The organism is Psychrobacter sp. TAE2020, from assembly GCF_018919485.1.
GTDB lineage: Bacteria > Pseudomonadota > Gammaproteobacteria > Pseudomonadales > Moraxellaceae > Psychrobacter.
The window spans coordinates 3,115,698-3,137,625 of the sequence record NZ_JAHLMU010000001.1; the positions used below are offsets into that span (position 1 = coordinate 3,115,698).

The following is a 21,928-nucleotide window of genomic DNA, read 5'->3' on the forward strand; positions in this document are numbered from 1 at the left end:
ACAAATAGGTCAAATTTAATACAAAATAAAAACTAAAGAGAGCTTATAGGAAAAGTGTATATTCACTAAGATCGAAATTACTTTAGCAATAAATATCCTTAAAGTCGATAACTAACTAAAGTTGCGATAGACATACTTACGAGGGTAAACCTCTAAATCCAAAAAACCTCAAGGCTTTTAAGCGCTTGAGGTTTTAGTAGATAAGGACACTAACTGGCATTTAGCTATCAGTAACGAGCATCTTTTGGTCTTTTGGCAGTAGGCCAGTCGCCGTCTTTTTTAGCGAAGTCAGGACGTGGCTTATGAGTAAAAAATTCAGCTACGTCGACTGCATCTTGATCCGTTAATACATTACCATGACCCCATAAGCCTTTGGTTTGGATACCCATTGGCATGTTGTACTTAACGAAGGCAGCAGCCTTATAAGTACGCGCCATACCGGCACCAATATTAAAGGATTCGTCACCCCATAGTGGTGGGAAGACAATATCGCCACGGCTATCTTTGATGCCTTCACCGTTGTCACCATGACAAGTGGCACACTGAGCATGATAGATCTTCTCACCATGGATAGGGTCTGGAATCAATGACTCATCTACCTTACCAGCATTATTAATATCAACCTTTTGCGCCTTGGGCGTTTTCTGCGCTAACCATTCCATATAAGCCAAGATAGCAAGCATCTCCTCTGATTCAGGTTGTAGAGGCTTACCATTCATTGAACGCTGGAAGCAGCCATTGATGCGTTTGGTTAAATCGATCTCTTTACCAGCCCGCGGCATCACACGCGGATAGAAGTTGGCACTATTAATATAAGGGTCACCAAGAGGAATTTTACCTTGCGCAATATGGCAGCTATTACAGTTCATTTCAGCGCCAACGTGATCAGGCAACAGGCGCTTAGTTTCGTTTAATAAGCGTTTACCATAGATAATCTGCTGAGCGTTAGGTTCATCGGCAATAGAAGTATCTTGGGGTAATACATAAGTACCAATATCTTGGTTAGCATCGTCGGCGGTCACTAGCTTGTATTCAACTGGGTTACGCTCGGCAGGTTCAGGCTGCGAGCAAGCGCTAACGGCCATGGCCACAAGAGCAGCAGCTAATAGGCTAGTATTCAAATGACGGAGGGAAGATTTACTACAGTCAGTGCCAGCAATATTAGGCAAGTTAAGTGAGTGCTTTTTCATTATTTTGCTCCTTTTTCGGCAGCATCAAGGCTTAGATCTGGGGCAATGTCTGTACCAGTTTTTGGCTTTTTGGCAAGGAAAGCTCGCATTTTTACTACATCAGTAACGCTGATGTCTGGCGCTTGGTTGCTCCAACTATTACGGACATAGTTAACCACTTCTGCGATATCAGCATCGGCTAAATTAGTGAACTCCGGCATAGTAAATGCCATACGGTCATGCGGTGTATCTGGCATGCGGCCACCACCTAGAGTTATTTGCAGTACAGAGTCAGCATTTCTAGCGAATACCGCACTATTGCCATCGAGTGCCGGAAAGATGCGTGGTACACCTTTACCGTCAGCACGGTGACAGACAGTACAATACTCAACATAGAGTAGGGCGCCACGTGAGTCGTAGTTACCAGCTAATAGCTTTTCGGTAGTAACGTCCTTTTTGATAGGTAGCGTTACTTCCTTATTAGGAGCAGGGGACAAGGTCTTCAGATACGATGACATAGCATTCAAATCATTATCAGTCATGTATTGAGTACTGTGTTCAACCACTTCAGCCATAGCGCCAAAGGCGGCTGTAGTATCGGTACGACCGGTTTTGAAAAATAGACTTAAATCAGCGACATTCCAAGTACCTAGGCCGCGATGCTCACCACGAATGCTTTTTGCACGCCAGCCATCGATGACGGCTCCACTTAAGTACTCGGCAGAGTCGGTGTTGGTCAAGGCAATCTCTTGGAAGCCAATACCACGTTCAGTATGGCAAGAGCCGCAGTGACCAGGACCTTCAACTAAGTATTGACCACGGGCTAAGACGGCGTCATCAGTTTCAGCAACGAAGTTACGCTTAGGGTCAAACAACAGTTGCCAATAAGCCAAAGGCCAGCGCCAATTGGCAACTGGTGGTAGTTCACTTTTGATATTTGGCTCATTTACGGCTTTGACTTCGGACATAAAGTAGGCATACATCGCTGCCATGTCTTCATCAGGCATAATTTGATAAGAAGGATAAGGCATGGCAGGATATAAAGCTTTATTACCAGGGGCCACACCATGTCTGACGGCATTAGTAAAGTCAACAAGGCTATAATTACCGATACCAGTGTCTTTATCTGGAGTAATATTAGTCGAATAAATTGCCCCAAGTGGCGTTAGCATAGGCAAGCCACCAGCGTAGTCTTTACCACCTAGCGTAGTATGACAAGCGACACAATCAGCCGTACGTGCCACGTATTCACCCTGCTTAATCAATGCCGGATTCTTTACATCGACAGCGATATTATTGCTTGTAGTACGCATGTTTGGTAAAAGCTGTCCAATAATAAACGCTACTGCCAAGCCGATAATTGCGATCATCAGGATAATGAATGGCCATTTCTTCGCCAGCCCCTGTCTCATAAGCCAATCCTCTGTAATAATATGTTTTTCTAGCATGATAATCGCTTACTAGTTAACGATCACCATACTGGATGTGATACGGGTTGTTAGAGCGGTTTACTGCAAATATTTTCTAGTCAAAATCTAATCAATACTTTTTATACTTTAGCTTTGCTAAATAAAACATGCACTGCTGCTATTTAGTATAGATTAGCTAACAGAAGAGTGATATTGTGGAAAACCACATTGTTTGTAGGGCTATATTTTCATAAGGAATTTTCTTTAGGTTTGCCCCGAAACTGTCTATAAAGACCAGTAATAAAGAGTGACAAATAGCGACAAACAGTGAAAAACAGCGCCAAAAAATGGTAAAGAAAAATGACTTAGCTGTTGTTTGTAACGCTAATATTTGTAGTCCATTGAATAAGTAATGTTTTGGAATAGTGAGTAATAATGCATATTGAGGACTACGGGCAACTGCCCAATTTATCAAGCAAAGTGAAGGTCTTTAGGGTAACCTCTGCTTCGGCTATTGATGTGTGTGCCGTAAGTGTCGTGAGCCCTATGCTGTCGTTATTGGCGATTAGTTTTTCAGTAATTACTTTTTTAATGACTGCTATGTTAATTATGTCAACGCTTGCTGTTTTAGCGCTAATGCCTGCGCATAAGGCCAATGCTCAGACTTATTACCTAGGAGTATTAGCACCGCAAGGAGAAGCGGCCGCTCAACAGCGTTGGCAGCCTTGGTTGGACAGTATTAATGATAACTTAGCAGCTGACACTTTAGTATTAGTACCATTAGCGCTTGAGAATTGGCAGCAGCAAATAGAAGCGCAGCAATTCGCTATGGTATTAGGCCCACAAGTACAGTTAATAAAAATGGATACCTTAGGGTGGCGTTGGCTAGCTACTTTGCAAAACTATAGTGCAACTGCTAAGCCAACAATATTTAAGATGGCTGACGTCAAACAGTCTGATTTTCAGACTGATGAACAATATAAGTTATATAAGCAGCTGCAAGCTGAGTTGGCACTAAGCGAAGGACTTGAAGCTGAACAAATAGTCAATGAGGCCAGCGCCACTGAGCAAATCGCTAGTGCATTATGGGTGGCTAGAGACAGTAATATTGAGCAAATAAAAGATCTTCGACAGCGTAACATAGCGGCGGTCACCGCTGATGCTTTTGGGGGTTATTTACTCATAGCCCATTTATTACAAGACAATGGACTATCAGCAAATGATTATCAGGTGCAGTTCGTTGGTTATCCTATTGAGCTGACTTTATATAGGCTTGCTAGTGGCGAAGTAGATGCGGCCATAGCACCCTTATGTTTGATGGAGCAGATGAACCGTCAGGGCAAAATCAATTTGGCCCAATACCGACTCCTTAATCCGGTAGCAACAAGTTCTAACTGTCAGTCTTCTACCAAAATTTATCCCAACTGGACTTTAGCCGCGACAGCGCAAGCCCCAGCGTCCTTAGTAGAACAGATCAATCAGCAGTTATTTGCTGTACAGCCGCCCAGCAAGGCTAATAACAATACTAATGCCGATGGCAATACCCAAATTGATACTGAGAGTAGCGCATTACGTTGGTTACCACCAGAGTCTAGTATCGAGGCTGAGCGTATCTTATATGAGTTAGGTCGTCATCCCTCACAGCAGACGCTAGGCGCACAAGTGCTGGATTGGATACAATCGCATCGTTGGTGGATGAGCGTTATAGTTTTTATCGTTTTGATATCGATGATCAATTACGCTTGGATGAGCTGGCTGGCATGGCGTCGTCGGCAACAGTTAATCAAGCAAAATCGTCTAATTAGTGATTATGATCAGCAGCTGCGGCGCTCAGAGCGTTTTGCGGTTATTGGAGAGATGAGCGGGGCTATCGCTCATGAAATTAATCAGCCGTTAGCCACTATTCAAAACTATGCACAAGGCTTACTAATCCGTAGTCAAAACTCAAACTCTTATCAAGAAATATCAGCAGAGCAAATACTAGCAGAGCGGGTAGCTGAAAGACAAATGTCAGAAAAAGCCTTACAACAGATTGTCAGCGAGACTGAGCGCATCGCCGCAGTGATCACTAATATTCGACGTTGGGCAGGGCGCTCAACGACTGATGAAACCAAGGTCAATATCGCTGATACTTATCAACAGTGCATCATCCTTATGGGAGATAAGGCTATAGATATTAGCTTTGGCTACGCTAGCAACTATCAGTATTTGCAATTGCCCAGCTTAGTACTCGATCAGCTATTGATCAATGTCATGCTTAATGCGCAGCAACAAGGGGCCAAGCATATAATGCTGCGTTGTCAGAAGGTAGTCTATAAAGAGCTAAGTTGGTTGGCTTTGATCCTCTCTGATGACGGTGGCGGCTTTGACCAAGATCGTTTGACGGCTAAGCAACCCACTACTATGAGTAGTCAGCAGCCACACTATGCCGCGCCCTCAAGTAAAGCGGAAGGTCTAGGGTTAGGGTTAATGATTTGTCAGCGCTTATGTAAGTCGCTTGGTGGTATGATGCAGCTAAGTAATACTGATAGCCAGCAAGAACTTGCTGATATGCAAAAATTAGCTATTCATTATCAACTGCATCTTAAACACCCTTCATTAAATCGACAAATACAGCTGAGTAAAGCGATTGATGGCTCGTCCTTAAATAACCAAGTCGGGGCGCAAGTTAAGATATATCTACCATTGAATTTGGTGAGAGATAATCAAAATATAACCGACTAAAAGTACTCACTTACAAAATACTATCTAAGAAATTGCTCCTATTAAAAACATTACCCTTATTGAAAATATTAATATAAAAAGTAACAGGTAGCCTATGACTTCTTTGCCTACGCCAAGCGACCCGCCTGATCCTTTGACGGGCGATGATAGATTTTACGATGAGCAGCTGCTGATTCATATTATTGATGACGAGGAGAGTGTGCGTACTTCTTGCGAGTTTTTGTTGAGCAGTTTAGGGTTAGTGAGCCAACTATGGGCGAGCGCAGTGACGTTTTTGGCTGAAGTAGATATTTATAGTCCTGCGGTCGTTATCAGTGATTTAATGTTGCCTGATATGAGTGGGCAGGAGCTACAAGCTCATCTTAATAATAAAAAAAGTCCTATAGCCTTGATCGCTCTAACGGGCAATGGTGAAATTAGCGATGCAGTAATGATGTTGAAGGAAGGGGCGGCAGATTATTTAGAAAAGCCTATTAATAGCCGTCGTTTGCAGGAAGCGCTGGCCAATGCGCAAGCCTTAACCTGCAAACGTGCCAAGCTTTACTATATTCGCAAGCTCTACACTCAGCTGACTGACAAAGAGAAACAAGTCGCCAATGAACTTATGCAAGGTAACTTAAATAAAATAATTGCTGATCATCTAGATATAGCAGTACGCACAGTAGAAGTGCATCGCTCACAAGTAATGAAAAAGATGGAAGCACAGCATGTTAGTGAGTTGGTTCAAAAGTTGGTACTGTTGAATTTGTAATCGCTGATTGCTGATTGCTGATGAATAAAAAAAACCTAAATATAAATAGTTATACTTTTTATAGTCATAATCTATTATAACTGGCAAATAAAAAGCCCGTTTTCAATTTAAAAACGGGCTTTTCTTTAAGCGGATTGTTGGGCTAGACCTAGCTCAATATCAAACTATCATCTTCTACTTTTTCACCACGGGTTTGCTCAAACATATCGAGCAAATCGTGAACAGTCATACCTTGGCGAGCATCTCCTGCCACATCCAAAACCACTTGTCCTTGGTGTAGCATCACCGTTCTAGTGCCATGCGCTAAGGCTTGCTGCATAGAATGGGTGACCATCATTGTGGTCAGCTTATTGTCAGTGACGATCTTGTCGGTCAGCTCTAATACAAAAGCAGCAGTCTTAGGATCAAGAGCAGCGGTATGCTCATCGAGTAATAGAATTTTTGAGGGTTGTAAAGAGGCCATCAATAGGCTGACTGCTTGACGTTGACCACCAGAGAGTAAGCCCATACGATCGGTTAAGCGGTTTTCAAGTCCCAGTTTCAATACTGAGAGCTTTTCTTTAAATAGCTCACGGTTATTGGCGTTAAGAGCAAAGCTTAGCCCACGTTTGCCACCGCGTTTATAGGCCAAAGCCATGTTTTCTTCAATAGTTAGCGCTTCACAAGTTCCAGCCATGGGGTCTTGAAACACGCGAGCCACCCAATGAGCACGTTGATGAGCACTCTTTTTGGTCACATCAATGCCATTGAGTAAAATGGAGCCACTATCTACCCGTGTAGTACCGCTGACCGCATTCAAAAACGTCGATTTACCAGCACCATTAGTTCCAATGACGGTGACAAATTCGCCATCAGCAATATTTAAGTTGATACCGCGTAGCGCAGGGTTTTCAATAGGTGTGCCTGGATTAAAGGTCAAGCGCAAATCTGTAGCTTGCATCATAATCGTGATTCCTTCTACTTGCTTATATACAATGGCTAATAGGCTAAAATGGATAGATGCTAAGCCCGAAGTTTGCGACTCAAAAATTTATTTTTAGCTTTGGGTAATACTAAAGCAATGACCACCAATAGCGCAGTAATCAAGTTTAAGTCTTGTGGTCCAAAGCCAATACTACGTAGAGTATCGCTTGATAGCGCCACTTGAATAAATAGCTTATAGAGTATCGCGCCAACGATGACTGCTAAAGTAATCAACCAAATACGTTTGGCTGGAATGATAGTCTCGCCAATGATAACCGCGGCTAAGCCGATGACAATAGTACCAATACCTATAGAGATATCTGCACCACCCTGCGTTTGTACAAACAGCGCACCCGCTAAGGCAATCAGGCCATTGGATACTGCCATACCAGTGATAGTCATCCACGAGGTATTGATACCTTGCGCTTGTGCCATGCGTAAATTGGAGCCAGTAGCGCGCATAGATAGACCGGTTTCTGTACTATAAAACCAATCTAAAAACAGCTTAGCGATGATGACTACTGCACCGATAATCACACAGCGCATCCAATAGCCATTGCCGTCAGTGACTAACGAGCTAAACACCGTAGTCTCACCCAATAGCGGCAAGTTCGGCGCACCCATGATACGTAGATTGACTGAATAGAGGGCTACCATCACCAAGATACTGGCTAGCAACTGTAGAATACCCAGTTTGACATGTAGCCAAGCGGTGACGATACCAGCGACAGAACCAGCTAGCATGCCAAGAGCACAAGCCAACCAAGGATTGATCCCAGCGACGATAGAAATACCCGCAACTGCGCCGCCTAATGGAAAACTACCATCAGCAGTTAAGTCGGGGAAGTCTAAGGTTCTAAAGGAGATCAGCACACCTAGTGCTACTAAACCATAGATTAGGCCACTTTCAAGCGCACCAAAAAAAGCAATTAAAGACATAAGGAATCAATAAGTCATAGCTACAAGCTACTGAATAATCTCAGTAGCGATTGAGCGGTAAGTTTAACAGATCAGACAATCTGCAGTTATAGTGAACCAAAACAGTTTACAGTGAGGAATTAACATAAATTTTCAGTTTTAAACCTTAAAAAACAAGCCCAGTCTATTAAAGGATAGCTGGGCGGCTTCTATATTTTGTGAACTATATTATAACGCTAAAATAGATAATGATAAGAGTAAATATTATCCCTTTTAGGGCAAATATCAGTTAATAGTCGATAATGACTGGTTAGTGCTATTACTAGAGCTATTAGCTGCTAGTAACAGCAAGGCGTGGATTCAAAGCATTTAAACAGCTATCTTCCAACTTTAAGCTTACAGCAGTAACCTTTTAAAGGGTATTACTATAATAACTTGGCCCACGCCTCTTCTGACAATTATTACTCAGGCAGTAATAACGGTGACCTACTTTACTACTTCTTTTGCTTTGTCGATGACCGCTTGTGGCAAAGTAATACCTTGCTCAGTAGCATTTTTTGGACTGACGTATAAGTTAAGCGCTTGTGGCGTATAAACAGCAATTTCACCTGGTTTCTCACCCTTTAAAATACGTGCTACGATTTTTCCTGTTTCGCGACCTAGAGCATAGTAATCAACCCCTAAAGCGGCAATAGCACCACGCTCAACAGAACTAGTATCCGAAGCAATCAATGGAATTTTGCTTTCTTTAGCCACTTGATATAAAGACTCATAAGCAGAAACCACGTTATTATCCGTTGAAGTATAAATCATATCGACTTTACCCTCTAAGCTACGAGCAGCCATAGCAATATCAGTACTACGCTGCGCTGGAGCTTCATGCACTTTAATGCCTAAAGGGGTTAGTTTGTCTTTAAGATTCTTTAGAATAATCGTAGAGTTCACTTCGCCTGGGCTATAAACGTAGCCGACATTTTTAAGATTAGGAATGATTTGACGCATCAATTCGATCTGTGGCTCATAAGGAAGCGCATCAGAACCACCAGTAACGTTAGTGCCAGAACCGTCAAGCTTAGAGACTAGCTTAGCTTCTACTGGATCGGTAACTGCTGAGAATACTAGGGGAATGGTACTAGTAGCAGCGGCTACTGACTGTGCTGACGGGGTACCAATAGCGACGATAACATCTGCCTGATCTGCGACAAACTGCTTAGCAATCTGACCTGCAGTGGCGGTATTGCCTTGCGCACTTTGGAAGTTAACCTTTAAGTTTTCGCCCTCTTTAAAGCCAGCTTCTTTTAACTCATCAATAACGCCTTTGCGCACTTCATCAAGTGCTGGATGCTCAACGATAGCAGTAATAGCTACTGTTTTCATAGTTAGGCTAGTATCAGCACTTGCGGCGCCATCGGCACTCTTAGCATCCTCTTTTGGTGCTTGGTTGCAGCCCGTCAAGATAGCAGTACAAACACCGCCCAATAATAAAGCTTTCGCAAAACGATTCTGATAGAACATGGGTGTTACTCCTAAAATAATAGTGTATCCATACGATAAATGAAAAAGCGCTAAACTCTAAAAGAGGATTACGGTAACTACTAGCTGCTACTTAGCAGCGGTCTCAGTACTACTTTTAGTATCAACATTGATAGCTTTTTTGAGCATGTCAGCAGGTAGGCTTATCCCTTGTGCTTTGGCATGCTTAGGACTGACATATAAAGTCAGCTCATTCATAACTTGTGGCTTAATAGTATTGACCGCTTCACCATTTAATATGCGGTAAACCATCTTGCCAGTGACTCGACCGAAGTCATAATCATTAACCCCAAGAGCTGCTGTTGCACCGCGCTGAACGCTGAACTCATCAGAAGCTACGATGGGCATACGCAGCTCATTAGCTGCTTGAGTCATAGCTTCAAAAGCAGAGGCTACATTATTATCAAATGAAGTATAGATGATTTCTGCCCGTCCTTGTAGGCTGCGAGTTGCCATCCCTATGTCAGTCGGACGGTTGGCCGGGATATCTAGCAACTTCAGACCACGTGCTGGCAGCGCTGCTTTTAGATCATCACGTAATGAAACTGAGTTGGCCTCACCAGGGCTATAGACGTAGCCGATAGTCTTAAGATCAGGCTTAAGCTGTTGCAGTAGATCCAATTGAGGCTCTAATGGTAGCTGGCTTGATAGACCGGTTAAGTTATCTTGAAATGGCTTGCCATCAGCAGTGATAAGTTTAGCGCCTAGCGGATCAGAAACCGCAGTATAGACGATAGGTATCGTGGTGGTGGCCGAAACTATAGACTGTGCTGATGGCGTGGAGATAGCAACGATAGCATCAGGGTTATCGCCAACGAATTGTTTGGCGATCTGTCCTGCTGTGGCGGTATTACCTTGCGCACTTTGAAAGTTAACTTTTAGATTCTTGCCTTCTACATAGCCATTATCTGCCAGCTCATCAATAATGCCACGACGCATATCGTCTAAAGAGGGATGCTCAACGATCTGAGTGATAGCTATGGTCTTAGTGGGCTTGTCCGCTGTAGTGCTGCTTTCATCAGCAGCCACAGTAGTTTCGGTAGAAGAGTTCGAGCAGCCAATAGCAGAAAATATGCTGAGAGCGCTGATGGTAACTCCGTATAAGCTTAGGCGTAGAGTAGAGGCAATAGTCATTTTATTAGGTTAACTCTTAAGTTAGAAAGTACTAGTCAGTCATCTAGCAAAGCTATAAGTAGATATAGAGTTTTGCCGATGGGCTACCCTCAAAATAATCGTTTCGTTAATCTGAATAGCTATATTATGACAGTAATGTAACTAATCGCAATAAATAATTGAGCCATATGGCTTATTGAAGCGGATAGGTGGCTATAAGGTTGTAACCAATATGATAGTAGATCTAGTAATTGTTAATTTATAACAAATTATCAGCCATAAAAAAGATGCCACAGCGGACATCTGATTTAGTCTTTAGGTTGTTTAACTGCTCTTAAAGCCAGTAGTAAGCTATTAGGCCAAAAGGTCACCAATGACACAGTTATCAGGTAAAGTGATAACCGTTAGCTGGGTCTTTGGATTACCCGTAGACAGTACCATACCTTCAGATATGCCGAACTTCATCTTGCGTGGTGCCAAGTTAGTGACGCAAATCACTTTTTTATCCACCAGTTGTTCAGGCTCATAAAATTTACGAATACCACTAAATACATTGCGCGGCTTATCTTCACCAACATCTAAGGTAAATTGCAATAACTTATCTGCGCCTTCGACATGATTACAAGCGATGACATGGGCGACTTTCATCTCAACTTTGCTGAAGTCATCAATACCGATATAGTCAGTTTGCTCAGCATCAACATCATCGTCAGCTTTAACAGCAGTCATAGTGGCACTAGTAGAAGCCAGCGCAGCTGCCGCACCAGGGGTAGGGGCTAATGACGCTTTTGAAGCCTCTACCATAGCCTCTATATCTTTTTCTTCGATACGCTGCATTAAAGGTTTGAACTTATTAATCTGATGACCTAGCAACCATTGGTTACGACTGGCAAAGCTCAAGTCATCAATATTTAAGAATTCTTTAGCATTAGCAGTAAGCTCAGGCAATACTGGCGCCAAATAAACCATCAATTGGCGGAAGATATTGATAGCTACTGAGCAGACATCTTGAACTTCTTGTTCAGCACCTTCTTGTTTCGCTAGCGACCAAGGTTTTTTCTCATCGATATATTCATTAGCTTTGTCAGCACATTGCATAATTAAGCGCATGGCTCGGGAGAATTCACGGTTTTCATAAGCTGCCGCAATCTCATCACCGGTCTTAGTGATGTCTTCTAATAGGCGCGGCTCTGCGCAGATATCTGATAATTTACCATCGTATTTTTTCACTAAGAAGCCGGCACTGCGACTAGCAATATTGACCACTTTTCCGACTAAGTCAGAATTGACTTTTTGCATAAAGTCTTCTAAATCGAGGTTGATATCCTCAACTTTATCCGACAGCTTACTGGCAAAATAGTAGCGCAGGTATTCAGGATGTAAGTGTTCAGCATAAGTTTCAGCTTTGATAAAAGTACCGCGCGATTTACTCATTTTTTCGCCATTGACCATCAAGAAGCCATGAGCGAATACTCCAGTTGGGGTACGGAACTCACTACCAGCAAGCATCGCTGGCCAAAACAATGCATGAAAGTACACGATGTCTTTACCGATGAAGTGATAAACCTCGGTTTTGTGTTCGTTCTCTTGCATCCAATAGCGGTCAAAATCTAGAGCATTCTCTGTACCTGCTCGCTGCTCACACAAGTTTTTAAAGCTGGCCATATAGCCAACTGGTGCATCTAGCCATACATAAAAGTATTTGTCAGGCTCACCCGCTGGCGTATCAGGGATCTTAAAACCGAAATAGGGCGCATCACGAGAGATATCCCAACTGGCAAGACCAGCATCGAACCATTCTTGTAGCTTGTTAGCTACGGACGGTTGCAAGCGCTTATCGGTACGTGTCCAATCTTGTAAAAACTGATCAAACTCTGGCAAGTCAAAGAAATAATGCTTAGATATTTTTAATACCGGCGTAGCATTTGATAAGGTTGAGCGTGGATCTTTTAGTTCCATAGCATCATAAGTAGTACCACAGACTTCACAGTTATCGCCATACTGATCGGCAGCTTCGCATTCAGGGCAAGTACCTTTTACAAAGCGATCTGCCAAAAACAGCTGCTTTTCAGGATCAAATAGCTGCTCGACATCACGAGTACTGATATGACCAGCACTCTTTAAGCGGCGATAAATCAATTCTGAAAAATGCTGGTTCTCTTCTGAATGAGTGGAATAATAATTATCAAAGTCGATCAAAAATTTAGCAAAGTCAGCTTCATGAGAAGCCTTCACAGTAGCGATTTGCTCTTCGGGAGTAATATTATTATCTTGAGCTTTGAGCATGATAGCGGTGCCATGGGCATCATCGGCACAGACGTAAGTCACCTGATGGCCTTGCGCTTTCATGGCACGTGCCCAAATATCAGTTTGAATATATTCTACAAGATGGCCCAAATGAATGTAGCCATTAGCATAGGGCAGGGCACTGGTTACTAAAATCTCACGCACAAAATCACCTTTATATTAATATAAGTACAGTAGTTATTAGCAGTGGTATAGCTTTAGACATAGTCACTAACCGATGCTAAGTTATAAAATTTAAAAATACTTTCTATGATACCGTAATTCAGTCAGATTTGTGCTAATGCTTAGTAATTATCTACTCTCAGACTGCTTAAACGCCATTTAAATTATTACTGATAACTTTTTTTTATCATAGAGGTAACTTTTCCAAGGGATAATTATCGAAAATTAATCTGCATTAGTACGATAAATGGTATATATTAAATCACCGCTTAAATCCAGTCTATGGATGTTCACTGTTAATTTAGTTATTAAGACTGCTTTTACAGCGCTCTACTACAGAATATTTATAATACCAATTAACAGCTAATCATCTATTTTGATGCAAAAAATTGCTTCTTCGAATCATCCGCTGTTTCATAGTTACCGATCATTCTCAATAATCATAGATATCCAACACTGTTGGCTATGGCATGCTACAACTAGTTGCTTCTATAAATACTCAAGTATAAACACGGAAGGTAATTAGCTGTAGGCATAAGAGTAACCCTCTATAGAACCCTAAGTAAAAATCATCATTAAAAACTATCTGCACTATTCATAAGTAATACAAGTACTGGTAAACACTATAAGACTCAAGCACACCTCGTAATTGATTTTCATTTCCTCAAATAATAGCAAATGGATTGCTACTATTTACTCTGCAGCACGTCACAAGAAACCTTCTTAAAGCGTTTCAACTACTACGTGTCAACGACAATCAACCATAATAAGGACAATATATGGCGACCCAAGTACAACAAGATTTGACTGGAAAAATAGCTTTGATCACTGGTGCAGCGGCTGGTATCGGACGTGATATTGCTGAGACATACGCCAAAGCTGGTGCTATCGTCGGCATTGCTGATATTAACTTTGAAGGCGCACAAGAAACCGTCGATATCATCACCAAAGCTGGTGGCAAAGCGTTAGCGATCAATATGGATGTTCGATCTGAAGATGCCGTTAACAGCGGTGTTAAGCAGCTGATTGACACCTTTGGCGGCATTGATATTCTAGTTTCTAACGCTGGTATTCAGCTTATTAACCCTATTAATAAAATGACCTTTGATAACTGGAAAAATCTGCTAGCTACCCATTTAGATGGTGGGTTCTTGACTACTAAAGCCGCTGTAGAACATATGTATAAAGATAATAAAGGCGGCACGATCATCTATATTGGTTCTATTCATGCTCATGATGCGTCGCTATTTAAAGCCCCTTATATTACAGCCAAGCACGGACTGTTGGGCTTGTGCCGTGCAGTCGCCAAAGAAGGCGCACCACATAACGTCCGCTCGCATATGATTTCTCCAGGCTTTGTCAGAACCGCAATGGTTAATGAGCAAATCCCACTGCAAGCTGCCGAAAAAGGTATTAGCGAAGAGTCCGTAGTGAACGATATTCTATTAGCTAATACCCTTAATAAAGAATTTACTACTATTGAAGATGTCTCACAAACGGCACTTTTCTTAGCTGCCTTCCCAAGCAATGTCTTCACTGGTCAGTCTATTAATGCTAGTCATGGCTGGTGCATGAGATAGTTTTTTGCATTAAATTAGAAATCTAGAAGAGTATTTACATCACCACAAGGTCATTCAATGGCGTTGTGGTTTTTTATTAGCCTCCTGTAGCTTGCTAATAAAAAGTTAATGCATTAGCATCCTCTTTTCGATCAACTCAAGCCAATACTATTGGTTCTTTTTAGTGATTGCTTGCTGCGCAGATCTAGAAGCGCACGGAGTAAAAATAATGAAAAATCAAAATCTGGCTTTAGCCTTAAGCAATGCTATCGAACAACAACAATTCGACAGAGCGATCAATCAAATTAAAGCGCTGCGCCCCATTGATATCGCTGACCTATTGGCGCTAATCAAACCCATATTTGCCTGCCAGCTATTAGAGCGACTGCCTAATCGATCAAAAGTATTCTCCTATCTAGAAACTGATATTCAAGTAGTACTTGCACAAACCTTTCCTCGAGACAGTTTAGCCAGAATAGTAGGTGAGATGCCTGCTGATGAACGTACTGACTTATATAAAAGTCTACAGCAAGATCAGCGTGATGCCCTATTGCCAGCATTAGCTCATGCAAAACGTGAAGATATTCGCCTACTATCCGCTTATGAGGAAGGGACTGCAGGCGCTTTGATGACCTCGGACTATGCAGCTTTAGGTATTGAGATGAACGTCGCTGAGGCACTCGATGATTTGCGACGAGAAGCTCCCGATGCAGAGACTATCTATCATGCTTATGTGATCGATGATCAACGTAAGCTACTAGGTGTAGTGTCATTAAGAGCCTTGATACTCGCTACTCCAGAGCGGTTAATCAGTGACATCATGATGAACTCTCCGGTGTTTTGTCACGTCAAAGACGATCAAGAAGATGTGGCAAAAATGGTAGCACGTTATGATCTAATTGCCTTACCAGTTATTGATGATAGTGGGGCGTTAGTTGGGATAGTTACCCATGATGATGCTATGGATGTCGCCAGTGCAGAGGCTACCGATGATTTTCATAAGTCAGGCGGGGTATCGACTATGGTGGGGAGGTTAAAAGATGTCAGTATTACCCTGCTATATCGCAAGCGCGTCTTTTGGCTGGTGTTTTTAGTCTTCGGTAACTTATTATCTGGCTTTGGTATCTCGCATTTTGAAGAGGTGATTGCTGCCAACTTAGTACTGGTATTTTTCTTACCGCTACTAGTCGATAGTGGCGGCAATGCAGGCTCACAGTCCGCCACTTTGATGGTACGAGCGTTGGCGACTGGTGATGTGGTAATGCGTGATTGGTTCTCGCTACTAGGCCGAGAATCTGTGGTTGCCTTGTTGCTGGGCGCTAGTATGGCCGTTGCCATCTCTATCATCGGTTATTTTCGTGGTGACGCTATATTGTCTCTAGTGCTGGCGCTAAGTATGATGTCAGTTGTGATGATTGGTTGCATGATTGGTATGAGTTTACCTTTTGTATTGAGTAAATTTGGCTTTGACCCGGCTACTGCTAGTGCCCCTTTAATTACTTCGGTATGTGATGCCTCAGGAGTTCTGATTTATCTATTTATCGCTTCAAAGTTCTTAGTGGTTTAATAGTGAGTCTCATGATTTGAGATTTAGTACGCTGTAAATATACATTAATTTTCCGCTGGTGATCAAGGGCTAGATGTAGCGCCTGTTTAACGCTGCTGTTAAGATATAAGCGTTCTGTAACCACAATGTCATATCTAATGGCGTTGTGGTTTTTTTATAGCTGTAATTCGGCTACACTGATAGCATCAAACACTCTATAACCCCATCGATCATAATCTGTAAAGGCCGCTATGTTTAACTTTATAAAAAAAATAACCCCAGAAAAACCTGAAACCGCTACGCAAAAAGCCGAGCGTGATAGTGCTGTTGACAAAGTGCTACTCGGTTATCACGTCAATAATGTCAGTATTGCGCAAATGGTGACTGGTATGGACCGTGTTGGTGATGAGCTCACTTTAGATTTACGTCTGCCACAAGATAGCGATCCTGAGATTGTGCAGCAAGAGCTCGGCTCGCTATTACACTTGCATGGGATTAAGACTATTCATATGAACGTGCGTCTGCCACCCCCTGTTAAAGGGGGCGGTTCTACCTTGCCAAAACCTAAGCCTATGCCGCAAACTACCGACGCTATGAGTAAAAGCGCTAGTAGTTCTGATGCTCAGAGTGCGGCGGCGACTCAAGCCAATGCAGAGCCGCCTATTACTAAGGCTGCACCTACCCAAGCATCGCTGGCTGCTCACCCCCGTATTCGTCATATTATTGTAGTAGCCTCCGGCAAAGGTGGCGTTGGTAAATCAACTACTACCGTGAATATTGCCTTAGCTCTACAGCAGCTAGGTAATCGTGTTGGGGTACTTGATGCTGATATTTATGGTCCTAGCATGCCGACGATGCTCGGGGTCAAAGACGTCAAGCCAGAGCTGGAGAATGAGCAGTTTGTCCCTGTCAATGCACGTGGTTTGGCAATGTTATCTATCGGTAGCTTACTCGATGGCGATAATACTCCAGTAGCTTGGCGTGGGCCAAAAGCAACGGGCGCCTTGATGCAGCTGTATAATCAAACCAATTGGCCACAGCTTGATTATTTAGTAATAGACATGCCGCCAGGTACTGGCGATATACAATTGACTTTAGCTCAGCGTATTCCAGTTACTGGTGCCGTTATCGTCACTACACCGCAGCACATTGCCTTGCTCGATGCGCAAAAAGGTATCGAGATGTTTAACAAGACCAATATTCCAGTACTAGGGGTAGTAGAAAACATGGCGCTGCATACTTGTAGTAACTGTGGCAACACCGAAGCTATCTTTGGGGCTGGTGGTGGCGACTATCTCGCTGAGCATTATCAAGTGCCGTTACTAGGACAGCTACCTTTAGCTAGCGGTATTCGTGCGCAAGTAGATACTGGAAACCCTAGCGTCTCTGCTAATGATGAGTATGCGCCGTACTACATAAGCATTGCCAAAAATATCGAGGCCAATATTAATAAGTTTGCTAAGCCTGTCGATGACAAGCGGATTTTTTAAGGTTAATCAACTCAAAGTCTAAGCGACTTTAAAGGTAATGTAGCTAATGGCAGTAATGCTAATAGCAATCGCAATGCCAATATTAAACGCATAGAGTTTAGCGCTATGGTTTGTGTTAACAGCAGCGCTAATTTAGAAAAGAATCTAGGCTCTATTTATATCCACTAACTGCCTATAAATTTAGTCTGTAATTCCGTATAATCATCGCTATTAAATGTTCTAGTAAATAAGCTAAGGGTTAACAATGTCTATTAAGTCTGACCGCTGGATTCGTGAGCAAGCTGAAGCTCATAACATGATTGAGCCGTTTGAAGCCGGTCAAGTACGTTTTAATGATGCTGGTGAGCGCTTGATCAGCTACGGTACTTCAAGTTATGGCTATGATGTGCGCTGTGCTCCTGAGTTTAAGGTATTCACTAACGTACATTCCGTAGTCGTTGATCCAAAGAATTTTGATGAAAAAAGCTTTATCGATATCGTTGGTGACGAATGTATTATTCCGCCTAACTCATTCGCGCTGGCACGCACAGTTGAATATTTCCGTATTCCACGTGATGTATTGACCATTTGCTTGGGTAAGTCAACTTATGCACGTTGCGGTATTATTGTCAACGTCACGCCGCTAGAGCCAGAGTGGGAAGGGCATGTGACTTTAGAGTTTAGTAACACCACCAACTTACCAGCGCGTATTTATGCTGGTGAAGGGGTAGCACAAATGCTGTTCTTCCAAAGCGATGCTGATGATGTTTGCGAGACTAGTTATAAAGATCGTGGCGGTAAGTATCAAGGTCAACGTGGAGTGACTTTGCCTAGAACTTAATCGGTGATCGTAAGTAGTCGCATAGATTTTTCTTCATTTTAAAATATAAAAAAGCTAGGCATATTAATTATGCCTAGCTTTTTTGTACCTAGCTAACGAGTCCTTATTTTAGGACTTTTAAACCGGCTTTATTAGGGCGTTTGGGTGTGGCAGGTTTTGAATGGGTAGTAGCCGAAATGCTTTCTTCTGCTGGTTGATAGTCATCATACTCATTAGGATCAAAGAACATACCTTGCGAGTTCTCCTTGGCATAGATGCCTAATATAGCCGTCACTGGTACCCAGATTTCTTGTGATACACCACCGAAGCGCGCACTAAAATGCACATAGTCATTTTCCATGCTCATGTTGCCAGTAGCACGGCTAGCTATATTCAATACAATACGACCATCTTGTACATGCCCAACAGGAATCTGCAAGTTTTCAGCAGTAGCGTCAACCATCAGATAAGGGGTTAGATCGTTGTCTTCTATCCACTGATAAATTGCACGTACCATATAAGGTCGAGTAGGAGTAATTGAAGTAGTAGCATCGCTCATTTTATAATTCCTCTACAGATAATACTTAAAAGTTGTGGTTAATGGTTGGTTCAACTCATTCAACGTACGCTCTTTTTAAAGCTATCACGCTCAAACAAACGACTTTGATAGTCTAGCAATGGACGACTGATCGCCTTTGGTAGCTCGATATCCATCTCACCCAAACGCCATAATAGTGGCGCTAATAATACATCACACCAGCCAAAATCATCAGCCATAAAATAAGATTTATGCGCAAACAGTGGTGATAAAGTAATCAGAGAGTCTGTAAGCTGCTTTTTGGCTTGTTGCGCCTGAGCCTTATTGAAACTATCTGGGTGCATTAATAAGCGCTTGCCCAATACTAACCAATCATGCTGGATACGCCAAGCTAATTGACGAAATTGCGCACGCTCTTGCGGCGTATCTGGCAGCAGCTTATTAGCATGATAACGCTCTTCTAGATACTCAAAAATTACGTTGATCTCATAAAGAGCAATTTCACGCTGCTGCAATACCGGCAAGGTATGATAAGGGTTCAGTTCCGTTAAGTCTTCAGGACGCTCAGAATGCAGACGTGATAAGTAGTAAGCAAGTTTTTTTTCTTCAAGCAATAGGCGCACCACATGACTATCGTAGCCGTCATCAGCATATAAAATTAGCTGACTACTTGGAATGTCATTTGCATCGATCATAGCAGCCTAAAGGTAGTGGTTAAGGCTGCCATCGTAAACAAAGTTAGTGCTTTTATCAAGGTGGTAAGCGTAATCTATGCTTTTATCGTACCGCTATACATATAAGATTTAGCTACTATTTGACTAGTATTTATCCCTTTTACACTGCTAGCTTTTATCATTATCACTAGTTATCAATCGTTTATTAAAAATAACATAAGAAATGCCATTAGAAAAGGTCATTAAAAAAAGGCACTACCGAAGTAGTGCCCTTTTTAAAACCAATGCTAAAAGCTAGCAGTATCTAACGCGGGTTTATACAGAAAGTATTATTTGACGTCTTTCCAGAATTCTTTATTCAATAACCAAACTGGAATCAGTAATACCAACAAGAATATGATTACAAAGAAACCGATTACTTGGCGATCATGACGGACAGGTTCAGCCATCCAAGCCATATAGTTAACCAAATCACCAACTTCAGATTTAAACTCTTCATCACTTAGATCTTGTTGAAGATTATTCAACACATGAGGCATTGCCACGTTTTTAAGAACTAAGTTATTGGCCCCCCAAGGGCGGCTTGGATCTTCATAAAATGATAATAAGTAGGTATAAACCCAATCATCACCGCGCAGTCTAGTCTCTAAAGACAAGTCTGGAGGAGGAGCACCAAACCAAGACGCTTGAACTTCAGGATCAATCTCGGCATTGATATGATCACCGATCTGATCAGTAGTCACCATCAAGTACTTTTCGACCAATTCAGGCGGGATCTCTAAATCTTTGGCGATACGAGAATGACGAACATACTTGGCTGAGTGACAGCCAGCGCAGTAGTTCATAAACATCTTAGCACCGTTTTGTAGCGAGCCTTTATTGGTAAAATCAATAGGGGCTTTACTACAAGCTAGATGCTCAGTGTAACCTTCTGCATTGATAAAGTCGCCACATTCACCACCCTCTGCTGCTAGCGCAGTGCCAGCAGTAAAGCTCAATGCCACGCCTAAGCCTAAACCAGTTAGATATTTGATTAAGGTGCTCATTAGTGACCTCCGGTGACACGTTCTGGTGGCTGTTTACACTTCTCTATGGCAGTGTAAAACGGCATCAATAAGAAGAACAGGAAATATAATACGGTGAATACTCTAGCCATTACCGTAGCTGTTGGCGTCGTTGGCGTTGCCCCTAAATATCCTAATGCTACAAAACTTATAGCGAAGATAGTTAATGCAGACTTCGATAAGATACCTTTGTAACGCATAGAGCGTACAGGAGATCTATCTAGCCAAGGTATCAAGAACAGTACCGCAATCGCACCACCCATCGCTACAACACCACCAAGCTTATTAGGAATTGCTCGTAAAATGGCATAGAACGGAGTGTAATACCACACTGGTGCAATATGAGCTGGGGTTTTGAGTGAGTTTGCCGCTTCAAAGTTTGGTGGCTCAAGGAAGAAACCGCCGCCTTCTGGGAAGAAGAATATCACTGCAAAGAAGCAGATAAAGAACACTACAATACCAATCATGTCGTGCACAGTGTAATACGGATGGAATTCAATACCATCTAGAGGTACACCGTTTTTGTCTTTTAGCTTTTTGATGTCGATACCATCTGGGTTATTTGAACCCACATGATGCAGAGCTACCAAATGCATAAATACTAAGCCGACTAACACTAATGGAATAGCGACTACGTGTAGGGCAAAGAAACGATTTAGAGTGATACCTGAGATAATGTAATCACCACGTACCCATTCGGCAAGACCGTCACCAATCACTGGTAGTGCGGCAGGTAAATTCAAGATAACCTGTGCGCCCCAGAATGACATGTTGCCCCAGGGGAGTAGATACCCAAAGAAACCTTCTGCCATTAATGCTAAGTAAATACCCATACCGATAAGCCAAATAAGCTCACGCGGTTTTTGGTATGAACCATAGAGTAGCGCTCTAAACATGTGCAAGTATACTACTACGAAGAATGCTGAAGCACCTGTCGAGTGCATATAACGAATCAGCCAGCCACCTTTTACGTCACGCATGATGTACTCAACCGAAGCGAATGCCCCTTCGGCACTTGGGTTATACATCATCGTAAGCCAGATACCGGTAACCAATTGGTTAACCAATACCACCATAGATAGCACACCAAAAAAGTACCAAAAGTTAAAGTTCTTTGGTGCATAATACTTTGACATATGATATTCATAGGTTTCAGTCGCTGGAAAACGCGCGTCCACCCAGTGCATAAGTTTTTTGCCTATACTCATA

General features: G+C 42.4%; 17 protein-coding genes. 6 read left to right on the forward strand and 11 right to left on the reverse strand.

What is annotated here, in order from left to right:
• Positions 1-227: 227 nt before the first annotated feature.
• Both KPY62_RS12840 and KPY62_RS12845 read right to left on the reverse strand, forming a co-directional pair.
• Complete coding sequence (locus tag KPY62_RS12840; RefSeq protein WP_216582815.1) at positions 228-1,190, reverse strand: c-type cytochrome; 963 nt, start codon at positions 1,188-1,190, stop codon at positions 228-230.
• On the reverse strand, positions 1,190-2,581 hold the full coding sequence (locus tag KPY62_RS12845; RefSeq protein WP_216582818.1) for a cytochrome c: 1,392 nt from the start codon (positions 2,579-2,581) through the stop codon (positions 1,190-1,192). Before KPY62_RS12845 ends, KPY62_RS12840 begins: the two co-directional genes overlap by 1 nt.
• A gap of 597 nt (positions 2,582-3,178) precedes the next feature.
• On the opposite strand from KPY62_RS12845, the gene KPY62_RS12850 reads away from it, so the two are divergent.
• Entirely contained in the window at positions 3,179-5,302 is a 2,124-nt protein-coding gene (locus tag KPY62_RS12850; RefSeq protein WP_216582820.1) for a sensor histidine kinase, read from the forward strand.
• A gap of 94 nt (positions 5,303-5,396) precedes the next feature.
• Complete coding sequence (locus KPY62_RS12855; RefSeq protein ID WP_216582822.1) at positions 5,397-6,053, forward strand: response regulator transcription factor; 657 nt, start codon at positions 5,397-5,399, stop codon at positions 6,051-6,053.
• 148 nt (positions 6,054-6,201) lie between these two features.
• On the opposite strand, the gene KPY62_RS12860 is transcribed toward KPY62_RS12855, so the two are convergent.
• The 5 genes from KPY62_RS12860 to metG all read right to left on the reverse strand — a co-directional run bounded on the left by KPY62_RS12860 (position 6,202) and on the right by metG (position 13,031).
• Positions 6,202-6,996, reverse strand: coding sequence for an ABC transporter ATP-binding protein (locus KPY62_RS12860; RefSeq protein WP_216582824.1), 795 nt, complete (start codon positions 6,994-6,996; stop codon positions 6,202-6,204).
• A gap of 59 nt (positions 6,997-7,055) precedes the next feature.
• Positions 7,056-7,955, reverse strand: coding sequence for an ABC transporter permease (locus KPY62_RS12865; protein ID WP_216582826.1), 900 nt, complete (start codon positions 7,953-7,955; stop codon positions 7,056-7,058).
• A 465-nt stretch (positions 7,956-8,420) separates the two neighbouring features.
• Positions 8,421-9,449, reverse strand: coding sequence for an ABC transporter substrate-binding protein (locus KPY62_RS12870; protein WP_216582828.1), 1,029 nt, complete (start codon positions 9,447-9,449; stop codon positions 8,421-8,423).
• 87 nt (positions 9,450-9,536) lie between these two features.
• A complete protein-coding gene (locus KPY62_RS12875) occupies positions 9,537-10,601 on the reverse strand; it encodes an ABC transporter substrate-binding protein (RefSeq protein WP_216582830.1) in 1,065 nt (354 codons plus the stop codon).
• A gap of 333 nt (positions 10,602-10,934) precedes the next feature.
• Positions 10,935-13,031, reverse strand: a complete 2,097-nt coding sequence (metG, locus tag KPY62_RS12880; protein ID WP_216582840.1) for a methionine--tRNA ligase — start codon at positions 13,029-13,031, stop codon at positions 10,935-10,937.
• A gap of 797 nt (positions 13,032-13,828) precedes the next feature.
• Between metG and KPY62_RS12885 the strand changes: the two genes are divergently transcribed.
• The 4 genes from KPY62_RS12885 to dcd all read left to right on the forward strand — a co-directional run bounded on the left by KPY62_RS12885 (position 13,829) and on the right by dcd (position 18,464).
• Positions 13,829-14,629 carry a 3-hydroxybutyrate dehydrogenase gene (locus KPY62_RS12885; protein ID WP_216582842.1) on the forward strand — a complete coding sequence of 267 codons (801 nt, stop codon included), beginning with the start codon at positions 13,829-13,831 and terminating at the stop codon, positions 14,627-14,629.
• A 208-nt stretch (positions 14,630-14,837) separates the two neighbouring features.
• Positions 14,838-16,175, forward strand: a complete 1,338-nt coding sequence (gene mgtE, locus KPY62_RS12890; RefSeq protein WP_216582843.1) for a magnesium transporter — start codon at positions 14,838-14,840, stop codon at positions 16,173-16,175.
• A 230-nt stretch (positions 16,176-16,405) separates the two neighbouring features.
• Entirely contained in the window at positions 16,406-17,644 is a 1,239-nt protein-coding gene (gene apbC, locus KPY62_RS12895; protein WP_216582845.1) for an iron-sulfur cluster carrier protein ApbC, read from the forward strand.
• A gap of 244 nt (positions 17,645-17,888) precedes the next feature.
• A complete protein-coding gene (gene dcd, locus KPY62_RS12900; RefSeq protein WP_216582847.1) occupies positions 17,889-18,464 on the forward strand; it encodes a dCTP deaminase in 576 nt (191 codons plus the stop codon).
• A gap of 103 nt (positions 18,465-18,567) precedes the next feature.
• Here the strand turns inward: dcd and KPY62_RS12905 are convergent, their stop codons facing one another.
• The 4 genes from KPY62_RS12905 to KPY62_RS12920 all read right to left on the reverse strand — a co-directional run bounded on the left by KPY62_RS12905 (position 18,568) and on the right by KPY62_RS12920 (position 21,906).
• The gene (locus KPY62_RS12905; protein WP_216582849.1) at positions 18,568-19,002 is read right to left on the reverse strand and encodes a ClpXP protease specificity-enhancing factor; all 435 of its coding nucleotides are present in this window, start codon (positions 19,000-19,002) and stop codon (positions 18,568-18,570) included.
• 59 nt (positions 19,003-19,061) lie between these two features.
• Positions 19,062-19,676, reverse strand: a complete 615-nt coding sequence (locus KPY62_RS12910; protein ID WP_216582850.1) for a glutathione S-transferase N-terminal domain-containing protein — start codon at positions 19,674-19,676, stop codon at positions 19,062-19,064.
• 308 nt (positions 19,677-19,984) lie between these two features.
• Positions 19,985-20,701: a cytochrome c1 gene (locus tag KPY62_RS12915; protein WP_216582852.1), complete on the reverse strand. Its 717-nt coding sequence runs from the start codon at positions 20,699-20,701 to the stop codon at positions 19,985-19,987.
• Entirely contained in the window at positions 20,701-21,906 is a 1,206-nt protein-coding gene (locus KPY62_RS12920) for a cytochrome b (protein ID WP_216583405.1), read from the reverse strand. The genes KPY62_RS12915 and KPY62_RS12920 overlap by 1 nt, the downstream gene beginning before the upstream one ends.
• Positions 21,907-21,928 lie beyond the last annotated feature (22 nt).